13 protein-coding genes and 1 pseudogene are annotated in these 12,925 nt (G+C 72.1%); all 14 read left to right on the top strand.

Annotated features, from left to right (window positions below; all coding sequences use genetic code 11):
• The first annotated feature begins 348 nt into the window (after nt 1-348).
• The 14 genes and pseudogenes from rimP to rpsO all read left to right on the top strand — a co-directional run bounded on the left by rimP (nt 349) and on the right by rpsO (nt 12,734).
• Nucleotides 349-906 carry a ribosome maturation factor RimP gene (gene rimP, locus ACFQRI_RS04810; RefSeq protein WP_380664855.1) on the top strand — a complete coding sequence of 186 codons (558 nt, stop codon included), beginning with the start codon at nt 349-351 and terminating at the stop codon, nt 904-906.
• Entirely contained in the window at nt 903-1,973 is a 1,071-nt protein-coding gene (gene nusA, locus ACFQRI_RS04805; RefSeq protein ID WP_380664853.1) for a transcription termination factor NusA, read from the top strand. The genes rimP and nusA overlap by 4 nt, the downstream gene beginning before the upstream one ends.
• A gap of 104 nt (nt 1,974-2,077) precedes the next feature.
• Nucleotides 2,078-2,260, top strand: a pseudogene (locus tag ACFQRI_RS04800) (YlxR family protein); the annotation flags it as partial.
• A 3-nt stretch (nt 2,261-2,263) separates the two neighbouring features.
• Complete coding sequence (locus ACFQRI_RS04795) at nt 2,264-2,395, top strand: hypothetical protein (RefSeq protein ID WP_380665576.1); 132 nt, start codon at nt 2,264-2,266, stop codon at nt 2,393-2,395.
• A gap of 92 nt (nt 2,396-2,487) precedes the next feature.
• Nucleotides 2,488-5,433 (top strand): translation initiation factor IF-2, encoded by a 2,946-nt coding sequence (infB, locus tag ACFQRI_RS04790; RefSeq protein WP_380664851.1) that lies wholly within the window; start codon nt 2,488-2,490, stop codon nt 5,431-5,433.
• A gap of 61 nt (nt 5,434-5,494) precedes the next feature.
• Complete coding sequence (locus tag ACFQRI_RS04785) at nt 5,495-5,788, top strand: DUF503 domain-containing protein (RefSeq protein WP_380664849.1); 294 nt, start codon at nt 5,495-5,497, stop codon at nt 5,786-5,788.
• 221 nt (nt 5,789-6,009) lie between these two features.
• Nucleotides 6,010-6,507, top strand: a complete 498-nt coding sequence (gene rbfA / locus ACFQRI_RS04780) for a 30S ribosome-binding factor RbfA (RefSeq protein ID WP_380664847.1) — start codon at nt 6,010-6,012, stop codon at nt 6,505-6,507.
• Between the two features lie 67 nt (nt 6,508-6,574).
• Nucleotides 6,575-7,597, top strand: coding sequence for a DHH family phosphoesterase (locus ACFQRI_RS04775; RefSeq protein ID WP_380664845.1), 1,023 nt, complete (start codon nt 6,575-6,577; stop codon nt 7,595-7,597).
• Between the two features lie 74 nt (nt 7,598-7,671).
• Complete coding sequence (locus tag ACFQRI_RS04770; protein WP_380664843.1) at nt 7,672-9,000, top strand: MATE family efflux transporter; 1,329 nt, start codon at nt 7,672-7,674, stop codon at nt 8,998-9,000.
• 109 nt (nt 9,001-9,109) lie between these two features.
• Nucleotides 9,110-10,018, top strand: a complete 909-nt coding sequence (truB, locus tag ACFQRI_RS04765; RefSeq protein WP_380664841.1) for a tRNA pseudouridine(55) synthase TruB — start codon at nt 9,110-9,112, stop codon at nt 10,016-10,018.
• A 66-nt stretch (nt 10,019-10,084) separates the two neighbouring features.
• Nucleotides 10,085-11,074, top strand: coding sequence for a bifunctional riboflavin kinase/FAD synthetase (locus tag ACFQRI_RS04760; RefSeq protein ID WP_380664839.1), 990 nt, complete (start codon nt 10,085-10,087; stop codon nt 11,072-11,074).
• 164 nt (nt 11,075-11,238) lie between these two features.
• Nucleotides 11,239-11,718, top strand: a complete 480-nt coding sequence (locus ACFQRI_RS04755; RefSeq protein WP_380664837.1) for a helix-turn-helix domain-containing protein — start codon at nt 11,239-11,241, stop codon at nt 11,716-11,718.
• Between the two features lie 15 nt (nt 11,719-11,733).
• Nucleotides 11,734-12,285 carry an RNA 2',3'-cyclic phosphodiesterase gene (gene thpR, locus ACFQRI_RS04750; protein ID WP_380664835.1) on the top strand — a complete coding sequence of 184 codons (552 nt, stop codon included), beginning with the start codon at nt 11,734-11,736 and terminating at the stop codon, nt 12,283-12,285.
• A gap of 179 nt (nt 12,286-12,464) precedes the next feature.
• Complete coding sequence (gene rpsO, locus ACFQRI_RS04745) at nt 12,465-12,734, top strand: 30S ribosomal protein S15 (protein ID WP_380664834.1); 270 nt, start codon at nt 12,465-12,467, stop codon at nt 12,732-12,734.
• The last annotated feature ends 191 nt before the right edge of the window (nt 12,735-12,925 follow it).

Here is a 12,925-nt window from a genome sequence, read left to right as displayed (position 1 = left end):
TCGTCGATCGGCCGACCCCGCGGCCACCAGCGAAAAGCGCGGCGCGCACGCGAAATGATCAAGGTCTGCCGGGGGCGTCGCGACACCCCGGCGCGTCCTCCGCGCGGGCGACCTCCGGTGGCTGCGGTGGCTGGTCCGCGCGGCTGGCGAGACAATCCGCCGATCGTAGGGGTCCCGCGTCGCGCTCGGGTGCGGACCGACGCGATACCCTGGGCGACCGCGGCCGGGACGTGCAGCACTGGTCGTGGACGGTTCGCGCCTGCGTGCCGTCCGGCGCCGCGAACTAGCAACCCTGGAAACAACCGTCCAGGCTTGACCCAGACCCGAACCACACCGAGGAGTGCCAACGTGTCCAGCCCGCCGCGCGGTGCGATCACCGCGCAGCTGGAGCCCGTCGTCGCCGAGGCCGTCGCCGAACTGGGCTTCGACCTCGAAGAGCTCGACGTGCAGCAGGCCGGCCGCCGCCGGCTGGTCAAGGTCGTCATCGACTCCGATGACGGCGTCGGCCTCGACGAGATCTCCGACATCAGCCGCGAGGTCTCCAAGGTGCTTGACGCGCACGAGCACGTGCTGGCCGGCTCCTACACGCTGGAGGTCACCTCGCCGGGCGTGGATCGCCCGCTGAGCCGGGCGCGGCACTGGCACCGAGCCCGCAACCGGCTGGTCAACATCCGGCTCACCGACGGCCAGCACTTGGTCGCCCGGGTGGGGCTGGCCGATGATGAGGGTGTGCAGGTGCTGGTCGGCGGGGAGCTCCGCCGGGTCGTCTACCGCGACGTCGAGCGCGCGGTGGTCGAGGTGGAGTTCCAGCAGCCGCCTGCGGAGGAACTGGCCAAGCTGGAGCGAGCTGCGAGCGGCGTTTCCCAGACGGGGGACGACCGGGAAGACACGGAGGAGTCGAGGTGAACGTCGACATCGCGGCGCTGCGGGCGATCGAACGCGACAAGGAGATCCCGTTCGAGACGGTCCTGGAAGCGATCGAATCGGCCCTGCTCACCGCATACCGCCACACGGAGGGCCACCAGCCGCACGCGCGGGTGGAAGTGGACCGCAAGACCGGCATCGTGCGCGTGCTCGCGCACAAGCTGGGTCCGGACGGGACCAAGGAAGAGGAGTGGGACGACACTCCGGAGGGGTTCGGCCGGATCGCGGCCACCACCGCCCGGCAGGTCATCCTCCAGCGGCTGCGCGACGCCGAGCACGAGCGCACCTTCGGCGAGTTCGCCGCCAAGGAGGGCGAGATCATCGGTGGCGTGATCCAGCGCGACGCGCGGGCCAACTCGCGCGGCATGGTGATCGTGCAGATCGGCGACAGCGAGGGCGTCATCCCGCAGGCCGAGCAGGTCCCCGGTGAGCGCTACGAGCACGGCACCCGCGTCAAGTGCTACGTCTACGGCGTCTCGCGCAGCGCGCGCGGCCCGCAGATCTCGCTGTCGCGCACCCACCCGAACCTGGTGCGCAGGCTGTTCGCGCTGGAGGTCCCGGAGATCGCCGACGGCACCGTGGAGATCCCGGCGGTGGCGCGCGAGGCCGGGCACCGCTCCAAGATCGCGGTGCACTCCACGGTCACCGGCGTCAACGCCAAGGGCTCCTGCATCGGCCCGATGGGCGCCCGGGTGCGCAACGTGATGAGCGAGCTGGGCGGCGAGAAGATCGACATCATCGACTACTCGGACGACCCGGCGACCTTCGTCGGCAACTCGCTCTCGCCCGCCAAGGTGGTCTCGGTCGAGGTGGTCGACGAGCGCACCAAGACCGCCAGGGTGATCGTGCCGGACTTCCAGCTGTCCCTGGCCATCGGCAAGGAGGGGCAGAACGCCCGGCTGGCCGCCCGGCTGACCGGCTGGCGGATCGACATCCGCAGCGATGCCGACCCGTCCTCGCCGGCGACCACGAGCGGCAACGTGCCGATTCCCGAAGCCGGTGCTGATCCGGACATCGACGGTCTGCCGACCGTGGGTTCGGCCGAGTGACGGCCTCGGGTTAGAATCGACGCGGAGGCCGACGCGAGGGGAGCGACCCGATCCACACGAGTGAGCCCGGGAATGGCGAGCGCCATCTACCGGTTCGTACGTGTGTGGGATGTCGTACCCGGACGTCGGCCGCTGAGCTACTGCGTGTGGTGGCTGAGGTCGGCCGGTCCGTTCCGGCCGCCGTTCCCGATCCGCGACACCGGCTCCCGGGCCGGGGTGCCTGGCTGCACCCCGATCCGGCGTGCCTGCGTCAGGCGGAACGGCGGCGGGCGTTCCCGCGCGCTCTGCGCGTGCAGAAGGCGCTCGACACCTCGTTGGTGCACCAGCACTTGAGCACCGAGCACTCGGTGGCTCGCGACATGACCGACGCGGGATCCGTCCCGCGCCAGGCAACCGAAGGAAAGCAGGTCGACCCGTCATGAATCAGCCGTGAAGCTGAAGCCATGAACGCGCATCGGCGATAGGACGAGGTCGAGCGGGACTGCCGCCCGGCCTCACCCAGATGAGGAGAGCAGTGGCAGGCAAGGCCCGCGTACATGAGCTCGCGAAAGAGCTCGGTGTCACAAGCAAGGAAGTCCTGAACAAGCTCGCCGAGCAGGGCGAGTACGTGAAGTCCGCGTCGTCCACCGTGGAAGCACCGGTGGCGCGCAGGCTGCGCGACGCGATGGGTGCCAAGTCCGCGAAGAAGGGCGAAGGAAAGCCGGCCGAGGCCAAGCCCGCCGGTTCCGACGCCGCAGCGGCGCCCAAGCCAGGACCCAAGCCCGGCCCGAAGCCGGGACCGGCCGCGTCCGGTTCCGCGCCCAAGCCCGGTCCGAAGCCCGGCCCCAAGCCGGGTCCGAAACCAGAGTCCAAGCCCGAGGAGCAGGCTCCGGCCGCCAAGGCCGACCAGGCTCCCGCGGCCAAGTCCGACAAGCCGGCGGCGCCCAAGCCCGGTCCGAAGCCGGGTCCCAAGTCCGGTGAGGAGTCCGGTTCCGCGCCGAAGCCGGGTCCGAAGCCCCCCAAGCCGGGGCCGAAGCAGCCGCGCGTCGGCAACAACCCGTTCGGCGTCGGTCAGGGTGCTCCGCAGCAGCGCCCGCCGCGTCCGGGCCCGCCGAAGGGCGGAGGCCAGCAGGGCCCCGGCCGCGGTGGTCCGGACAAGCAGCGCCAGGGCGGCGGCCAGGGCGGTCAGGGCGGCGGCCAGGGTGCCGGCAACGCCCCCGCCGGTGGCGGCAACGCCCCGCGCGGTGAGGGCGGCGGCGGTGGCAACCGCCCGAACCCGGGCATGATGCCCCCGCGCCCGAACCCGGGCATGATGCCGCAGCGCCCGCCTCGCGGCGGTCAGAGCGGTGGTCCCGGTGGCGGCGGTGGCCGCGGCCGCGGTGGCCCCGGCGGTGGCGGCGGTGGCCGTCCCGGCGGTGGCGGTCGTCCCGGTGGTGGCGGCGGCGGTTTCCGCGGTGGCCCCGGTGGTGGCGGCGGCGGTGGCGCCCCGGCCGGTGGTGGCTTCCGCGGTCGTCCCGGTGGCGGTGGCCGTCCGGGCGGTCCCGGTGGTCGCGGCGGCACGGCCGGTGCCTTCGGTCGTCCCGGTGGGCCGGCCAAGCGCGGCCGCAAGTCGAAGCGGCAGAAGCGCCAGGAGTACATGGAGAACATGCAGGCGCCGTCGGTCGGCGGCGTCCGCCTCCCGCGCGGTAACGGCGAGACCCTCCGCCTGCGCCGCGGTGCTTCGCTGACCGACTTCGCCGAGAAGATCAACGCCAACCCGGCCTCGCTGGTGCAGGCGATGTTCCACCTCGGCGAGATGGTCACCGCGACGCAGTCGGTCTCCGACGAGATCCTCGAGCTCCTCGGCCAGGAGATGAACTACACCATCGAGATGGTGTCTCCGGAGGACGAGGACCGGGAGCTGCTGGAGTCCTTCGACATCAGCTACGGCGACCCGAACTCCTCCGAGGAGGAGCTCAGCGCTCGGCCGCCGGTGGTCACCGTGATGGGTCACGTCGACCACGGCAAGACGCGCCTGCTGGACACGATCCGGAAGGCGAACGTGCAGGCGGGCGAGGCCGGTGGCATCACCCAGCACATCGGCGCCTACCAGGTCGTCAGCGAGCTCGAGGGCGTCGAGCGGCCGATCACCTTCATCGACACCCCGGGTCACGAGGCGTTCACCGCCATGCGTGCCCGCGGTGCGAAGTCGACCGACATCGCGGTGCTGGTCATCGCCGCCGACGACGGCGTCATGCCGCAGACGGTGGAGGCGATCAACCACGCCCAGGCGGCCGACGTGCCGATCGTGGTCGCGGTGAACAAGATCGACGTCGAGGGCGCCAACCCGGACAAGATCCGCCAGCAGCTCACCGAGTACAACCTGGTGGCCGAGGAGTACGGCGGCGACACCATGTTCGTCGAGATCTCGGCCAAGCAGGGGCAGAACATCGAGGGCCTGCTGGAGGCGATCCTGCTGACCGCCGACGCGGCGCTGGACCTCCGGGCCAACCCGGGCATGCCCGCGCAGGGCGTGGCCATCGAGGCGCACCTGGACCGCGGTCGTGGTCCGGTCGCCACGGTGCTGGTGCAGCGAGGAACGCTGCGCGTCGGCGACTCGGTGGTCGCCGGTGACGCCTACGGGCGCGTCCGCCGGATGATCAACGAGAACGACGAGGACGTCACCGAAGCGCTGCCGTCCCGTCCGGTGCAGGTCATCGGGTTCACCTCGGTGCCGGGTGCCGGCGACACCTTCCTGGTCGTCGACGAGGACCGCGTGGCCCGGCAGATCGCCGACCGCCGCGGGGCCCGCATCCGCGAGGCGCAGAACGCCGCCAAGCGCAAGCGGGTCAGCCTCGAGGACCTGGACAAGGTGCTCAAGGAGACCAACCAGCTGAACCTGATCATCAAGGGCGACAACTCGGGTACCGTCGAGGCGCTCGAGGAGTCCCTGGGCAAGATCGACGTCGGCGAAGAGGTCGAGCTGCGGGTCATCCACCGCGGCGTCGGTGGCATCAACGAGTCGGACATCAACCTCGCCACCGCGGAGAACACCATCGTGCTGGGCTTCAACGTCCGGTCCGAGGGCAAGGCGGCCGAGGTCGCCAACCGCGAGGGCGTGGAGATCCGGTACTACTCGGTGATCTACCGGGCCATCGAGGACATCGAGCAGGCCCTCAAGGGCATGCTCAAGCCCGAGTACGAGGAGGTCGAGCTGGGCCGCGCCGAGGTCCGCGAGGTCTTCAAGTCCTCGAAGGTCGGCACCATCGCCGGCTGCATGGTCACCGACGGCATCGTCAAGCGCAACGCCAAGGCGCGCTTGCTGCGGGACAACGTGGTGGTCGCCGAGAACCTCAGCGTCAACTCGCTGAAGCGGTTCAAGGACGACGCCGTGGAGGTCCGGGACGGCTTCGAGTGCGGTCTGACCCTGGGGTCGTACAACGACATCAAGGTCGGCGACATCATCGAGCCGTACGAGATGCGCGAGAAGCCGCGCACCTGATTCCGCTGACGCGCAGGGGGTCCGCACGGGCCCCCTGCGCGGCGGTCGTAGGGGGCCACTCGTGTACGTCGGTGCGCTGGAGCTGGACGTCCTGCTCGGCGACGTCCGCTCGCTCAAGCAGAAGCGAGGCGTGATCCGCCCGGTGCTGGCGGAGCTGCGCCGCCGCTTCGAGGTGGCCGTCTCGGAAGCCGGTGACCAGGACCTCTACCGCCGCGCGCAGCTCGGCGTCGCGGCCGTCTCCGGCGATGCCGCGCACGTGCGCGAGGTGCTGGAGGCGTGCGAGCGGCTGGTCGCCGCTCGTCCCGAGCTGGAGCTGCTCGCGGCCCGGCGGCGCATGCTGGGCCCGGAGGACTGAGGCGTGCGCCGGGTCGTCCTGCTCGGTGGTGCGGGTAGAGAATCCGAGCGGAACGCGGCCACCTCGGCGGCGTCCGCGCCGCGAAGCCGCTCAGAACCCCCGGCGGTGCGAGCTGACGGGCTGCTCACCGCAGGAGGAAGTGGGTCTGCCACTTCGAAGAGAGGACACGCCCGCCGGGTCACCGCGGGTTCCGAAGAACTTTTCGCAGAAGGAGGTGCGTCGTGGCTGATACGGCGCGCGCCCGCAGACTGGCCAAGCGCATCGCGCAGATCGTCGCGTCCGGGCTGGAGCACGAGGTCAAGGACCCTCGGCTGGCCATGGTGACGATCACCGATGCGCGGGTCACCCCGGACCTGCGGGATGCCACGGTCTACTACACCGTGTTCGGCGATGACGCCGACTACGCCTCGACGGCGGCGGCGCTGCACAGCGCGACCGGGGTGCTGCGGTCCAGGGTCGGCCAGCAGACCGGCGTGCGGTTCACGCCGACGCTGACCTTCGAGGCCGACGCGGTCCCGGAGCACGCCCGTCGCCTCGACGAGCTGCTGGCCCAGGCCAAGGAGGCCGACGAGGAGGTCGCGCGGCTCGCTTCCGGCGCGACCCCGGCGGGCGACCCGGACCCGTACCGCACGACCGGGGATGACCAGGCGGACACCGACGGTGTCGACGAAGAGGACGATCTCGAGCAGGATGTGCGTCGTAACCCACAAGATGGTTGAGTCCCGGCGCGACATGGGGTGCGTTTGACCCTGGCGGTCGCGCGACCGCCGTTTTCGGAGGTGACCTGTGGGTGGGCTAACCGGCGAGGCGAACCGGCTCTCCGATGCCGTGGAGGCGGCAGCGGGCAAGCTCGCCACGGCCTCCGACGTGACCCTGCTGGGGCACGTGAACCCGGATGCCGACGCGTTGGGCAGCGCTCTCGCCCTGGGCCGGGCGCTGCACCGGCGCGGCGCGACCGTCCGGGTCTCCTTCGGGCATCCGGAGGAGACACCGCGCTCCCTGCGCGAGCTCGACGTCGACGGCCTGGTGGTGCCGGCCTCGGAGGTTCCCGCTGTGCCGCCGGTGCTGGTGGCCTGCGACAGCGGCAGCGTGGAGCGGCTGGGGTCGCTGTCGGACCGGGTGGACGCGAGCATCGCGGCAGGCGGCGACGTGATCGTGGTCGACCACCACGAGGGCAACACCTGCTACGGCACGGTCCGGGTGGTCGACGAGACCGCCGAGGCCACGGTGCTGATCGTGCTGCGGCTGCTCGACGAGCTGGGCGCGGAGCTCGACCTGCCGATCGCGCGGTGCCTCTACGCCGGGCTGGTCACCGACACGCGCTCGTTCCGGTACGTCCGGCCGGAGACCCACCGGGTCGCCGAGCGCCTGCTGGCCGCCGGGGTCGACCCGGACGCCACGACCCGCAAGCTGATGGACACCCACCCGTTCGGCTTCCTCGGCATGCTGTCCTCGGTGCTGGGCGGGGCCGAGCTGGAGCCCGACCAGGCCCAGGGCCTGGGGTTCGTGCACGCCACCGTGCGGCGCGAGCAGTACGAGGGCTTGCAGAACGAGGACCTGGACAGCGTCATCGACATCATCCGCACCGCTGACGAGGCCGAGGTGGCCGCGGTGCTCAAGGAGATCGAAACGGACCACTGGTCGGTCTCGCTGCGGGCCGACAGTCGCGTGCACGTGGGCCACGTCGCCACGGCCTGCGGTGGTGGCGGCCACCGGCTGGCGGCCGGGTTCACCGCGCGCGGCGACGAGGAGTCGATCCTGGCCGCGATCCGCAAGGCGCTCGAGGCGGCTCCGCTGCTCGACGGCTGACCACCGTCGCGCTGTCGGGGCTCGCCGCTATGGTGCTTCGAGGTCGTTCGGTGAGCTAAGAGGAGATCGCGGGTTTGTCCGAGGTTGGCGAGCGGGTTTCCGCGCGACGGTTGTTGTCGCTGGCGATCCCCGCGCTGGGGGTGCTGGCCGCTGAACCGCTGTACGTGCTGGTGGACACGGCCGTGGTCGGGCACCTCGGTGCGGTGCCGCTGGCCGGTCTGGCGCTCGGCGGGACGCTGTTCACGCTGATCTCCAGCCAGCTGACCTTCCTGACCTACGGGACCACGGCGCGCACCGCCCGGCTGCACGGCGCGGGCCGGCGCACCGACGCGGTCGCCGAGGGCGTGCAGGCGACCTGGCTGGGAGTGTCGGTCGGGCTGGTCCTGCTGCTGGCCGCGCAGGTGCTCGCGGTTCCGGTTGCCGAGCTGCTGGCCGGCCCGGGCCCGGTGGCCGATGCCGCTGCGCGCTGGTTGCGCATCGCGCTGTGCGGGGCGCCGCTGGTGCTGATCACCATGGCGGGCAACGGCTGGATGCGCGGGGTGCAGGACACCGTCCGCCCGCTGCGCCACGTGCTGGTGGGCAACGGGGTGTCGGCCGCGCTGTGCCCGGTGCTGGTCTACCCGGTGGGCTGGGGCCTGGAGGGCTCGGCGGTGGCCAACCTGATCGGCCAGGCCATCGCGGCGAGCCTGTTCGTGCGGGCGCTGGTGGTCGAGCGGGCGCCGCTGCGCCCCGACCTCGCCAAGATGCGCGCCCAGCTCGGCCTCGGCCGGGACCTGGTGCTGCGCACCCTGGCCTTCCAGGTGTGCTTCCTGTCGGCGACCTCGGTGGCCGCGCGCACCGGTGCCGAGACCGCCGCCGCCCACCAGGTGGTGTGGCAGCTGTGGAGCTTCCTGTCGCTGGTGCTGGACTCGCTGGCGATCGCGGCGCAGTCGCTGGTCGGGGCCGCCCTGGGCGCCGGTTCGGCGTCGCGGGCCAAGGGCATCGCGCGGCAGGTGAGCTGGTACGGGCTGGCCTTCGGGGTGCTGCTGGCCGTGCTGTTCGCCTCGCTGGCCGGGGTGCTGCCCGGGGTGTTCACCTCGGACCAGGCGGTGCTGGCCGTGATCGGGCAGGCCTGGTGGTTCTTCGTGCTCCAGCAGCCGATCTCCGGTGTGGTCTTCGCGCTGGACGGGGTGTTCCTGGGCGCCGGTGACGCCGCGTTCCTGCGCACCGCGACGATCCTGAGCGCCTTCCTCGGCTACCTGCCGATGATCTGGCTGTCGCTGGCCTTCGGCTGGGGACTGGTCGGCATCTGGACCGGGCTGACCCTGCTGCTGGTCTTCCGGCTGATCAGCCTCCTGTGGCGGGTGCGCTCCGGACGCTGGGCGATCACCGGAGCACTGCGGGACGCTCCCGCCACGACCTGACCTCGCGTCTCCCGCCCCGGGCGCCGTCGACTTCTGATGAGAACAGCGAGCACCCGGGGCGCAGCGGCGGTGTCCGACCTGGTCGCCCCGCTCCGTATGATGGCTCGCCGTGTCCGAGGGATCCCGCAAGCAGCGCACCGAAGTTCCGCCCGGCCTGCTGGTCGTCGACAAGCCGGCGGGCATGACCTCGCACGACGTGGTGTCCAAGGTGCGCCGCATCATGGGCACCCGACGCGTCGGGCACGCGGGCACCCTCGACCCGATGGCCACCGGCGTGCTGGTGCTGGGGCTGGAGCGGGCGACCAAGCTGCTGGGGCACCTGGCGCTGGACACCAAGGCCTACCTGGCCACCATCCGGCTGGGCGCGTCGACGACCACCGACGACGCCGAGGGCGAGGTCCTCGCCGAGGCCGACGGGTCCCAGGTGTCCGAGGACGCCGTCCGCGAGGGCATCGCCGAGCTCACCGGCGACCTGCAGCAGGTGCCCAGCGCGGTCAGCGCGATCAAGGTCAACGGCCGCCGCGCCTACGAGATGGCCCGCAACGGCGAGGCGGTCGAGCTGGCCGCGCGGCCGGTGACGGTCTCCCGCTTCGACCTGCTCGACCTGCGGCGCACCGAGGCCACCACCGAGCTGGACGTGCTCGTGGAGTGCTCCTCGGGTACCTACGTGCGCGCGCTGGCCCGCGACCTGGGCGCGGCGCTGGGCGTCGGTGGCCACCTCGGGGAGCTGCGGCGCACCCGCGTCGGCCCGTTCGGCCTGGCCAAGGCGCGCACGCTCGACCAGCTCGCCGAGGACCCGGGTCTGTCGATGAGCCTGGACGAGGCGGTGGAGACCGCCTTCCCGCGCCGCAACGTCGACGCCGCCACCGCTCGCGCGCTCTCGCACGGCCAGCACGTGCCCGCGGCCCAGGTCGAGGGCACCTACGGCATGTTCGACCCGGAGGGCAGGGCGGTCGCCCTGGTCCAGGACCGGGACCGCAAGGCCAAGCCGGTCCTGGTGATCGTTCCGGCCGGCTGAACCCGGCCCCGCCGATCGGCACCGGGGTTCGCTCGGCGGGTTCGGCCGGGAAGTAGGCTGCTGTTCGTGCAGCGCTGGCGTGGTTTGGAGCAGATTCCCGGTGGTTGGGGACGGTGCGTCGTCACCATCGGTGTCTTCGACGGGGTGCACCGCGGCCATCAGCAGCTCATCGCGCACGCGGTGGCGCAGGCGCGACGACGCGAGATGCCGTGCGTGCTGATGACCTTCGATCCGCACCCCTCCGAGGTGGTGCGTCCGGGCAGTCATCCCGCGCAGCTGACCACGCTGCGCCGTCGCGCCGAGCTCGTCGAGCAGCTGGGCGTGGACGTGTTCTGCGTGCTGCCGTTCACCCGCGAGACCTCCCGCATCTCCGCGGAGGGCTTCGTGCACGAGGTGCTGGTCGAGCGGCTGCACGCGGCCGAGGTCGTGGTGGGCGAGAACTTCACCTTCGGGCACAAGGCCGCGGGCAACATCGACCTGCTGACCAAGCTGGGGGAGCGCTTCGGCTTCGAGGTCGCCTCGGACGCGCTGGTCTCCGGGCCGGTGCGGAGCGCCGACGATCCGGCCGACGGCGCCTCGGTGACCTTCTCCTCGACCTACATCCGCGCCTGCATCGACGCCGGTGACGTGGTCGCGGCGTCCTCGGCGCTGGGCCGCGACCACCGGTTGGAGGGCATCGTGGTGCGCGGTGCCGGCCGGGGCGGCAGCGAGCTTGGGTTCCCCACCGCGAACCTGTCCACCCCGGAGTACGCGGCGATCCCGGCCGACGGGGTCTACGCCTGCTGGTTCACCCACCTCAGGCGCGGCTCGGCGACGCCCGCCCCGGCGCTGCCCGCGGCCGTCTCGGTGGGCAGCAACCCGACCTTCTCCGGCACCGAGCGCACCGTCGAGGCCTACGTGCTCGACGTGGACGCCGACTTCTACGGGGAGCACGTCGACCTGGACTTCGTGGCCCGGTTGCGCGGGATGGAGAAGTTCGACTCGGTGGAGGAGCTGGTCGAGCGGATGAACGCCGACGTGGCCGAGACCCGCCGCATCCTCGGGGTTCGCCGGTGAACCGCCGTTCCCCGGGCGCCGCGGCCGGGCCCGCTCGGCCGAGTGGCGCAGTCCACTCGCAGCGGTTTTCGGATTCCGGCCCCCGCGGTGCCGATGAGCTGGCAGGATTCGGTCGCGGATCTGCTCGGCCCGGCCGGGCGCGCGGTCAGGTTGGGGGAACGAAGGTGGCGGAGAGCAGCAGTGTCCAGCGCAACCTGGCGCTGCAGCGGCAGTGGTACGGCGAGCCGCTCGGCGACCGGGTGCGCAGGCTGGTCGTGGCTTTCCGCATCTCGCAGGCGCAGCTGGCCGAGGTGCTCGGCATCAGCGCGCCGATGCTCAGCCAGGTGATGAGCGGCAGGCGCGCCAAGATCGGCAACCCGCAGGTTCTGGCGCGGCTGGTCATGCTGGAGCGCAAGGTGCTCGTGCCCGGGGTGGCCGCGGGCGAGGCGGAGGCGATCCGGCAGGCGCTGGAGGACGTGCAGGCCTCGCAGCCCTCGGTGGGGCGGGACCTGCCGGTCAAGTCGGCCAGCAACGGCGAGGAGGTCGCCTGGCCGGTGCTGCGCGAGCACGCCAAGCCCACCGAGCTGGAGGCGGCCGCGTCCTTGCTGGAGGGGCGCTACCCGCGGTTGGCCGGCCTGCTCCGCCGGGCGGCCGACCACGAGTGAGCCGAGGCTGGGGTCATGCGGTTGTTCACGGCGCTGTGGCCCTCGCCGGAGGCGGTCGAGCACCTCGCCGCCGCGATCGACGGCCTGCCGCCCGGGCGGGTGACCGAGGTCTCGGCCGGGCTGCGCAAGTTCCGGTTCACCCCGGCCGAGCGCTGGCACTTGACCTTGCGGTTCCACGGCGACGACGCCGATGCAGCGCGGGTGACCGAGCGGCTGGATCGGCGGGTGGCCCGGCTGCGCGCCGACCCGCCGCGGCTGCGGCTGGCCGGTGCGGGGTCCTTCCGCGGCGTGCTGTGGGTCGGGGTGCTGCCGGAGGCCGGTCCCGACGAGCGCGCGCTGCGCGAGCTGGTCGGCGCGGCCGGTGGTGATCCGCGCTCGTTCCGGGCCCACCTGACGGTGGCCCGGTGGGCCGGTGGACGCGCCCGCGGCGAGTCGGTGGCGGCTCTGCTGGAGGGCTACCGCGGTCCGCGGTGGACCGCCGAGGAGATCACCGTGGTGGCCAGTGACCTGCGAGAAGGTGCCCCTCGCTACACCGCGGTGCACCGGGCTCCGGTGACGCGCGGGTAGTCGGGCCGACCGGGCCCGCGCGGTCTCGGCTGCTATCCTGGCCGGTGGAACGGCTGCAGTCCGTGGTGGTCGATTCCAGGTGGTCGGCAGGCCGCGCCGAGCGCGCGGCACCCCACCGAGCGCCCGCTCCCGGGTGGAGCCGGGCGAACCGGACACGGGACATATCGAAGGAGCAAGACGTGGCGCTGTCCACTGACGAGAAGAAGCAGATCCTGGCCGAGTACGGCCTCAAGGAAGGCGACACCGGTTCGCCCGAGGCCCAGGTCGCCCTGCTCACCAAGCGGATCACCGGCCTGACCGAGCACCTCAAGCAGCACAAGCACGACCACCACTCGCGTCGTGGCCTGCTGCTGATGGTCGGTCGCCGCCGTCGGCTGCTGAACTACCTGACGAAGGTGGACATCGAGCGCTACCGTTCGCTGATCCAGCGACTCGGTCTGCGTCGTTGATGTGAACCGGGGGGAGCGGCCGCGAGCCGCTCCCCCCGGTGCATAACGGGCGGTGCCGCTGGGCACCGCGAGAGAACTGAAGAGCGCTCACGGTGGTTAGCCCTGGAGAGGTGTCCGCCGGTCCTCGGTAGTGGCTGCCGGGCGATTCGTCAGAGACGGTCCCGGGAGCTTCGATCGATGGCCGGCCTCAT

The organism is Saccharopolyspora griseoalba (assembly GCF_042665275.1).
In the GTDB taxonomy this organism is placed as follows: domain Bacteria; phylum Actinomycetota; class Actinomycetes; order Mycobacteriales; family Pseudonocardiaceae; genus Saccharopolyspora; species Saccharopolyspora griseoalba.
Note: the sequence above shows the minus strand (reverse complement) of the source record. Positions and strands in the feature narration are given on the sequence as shown.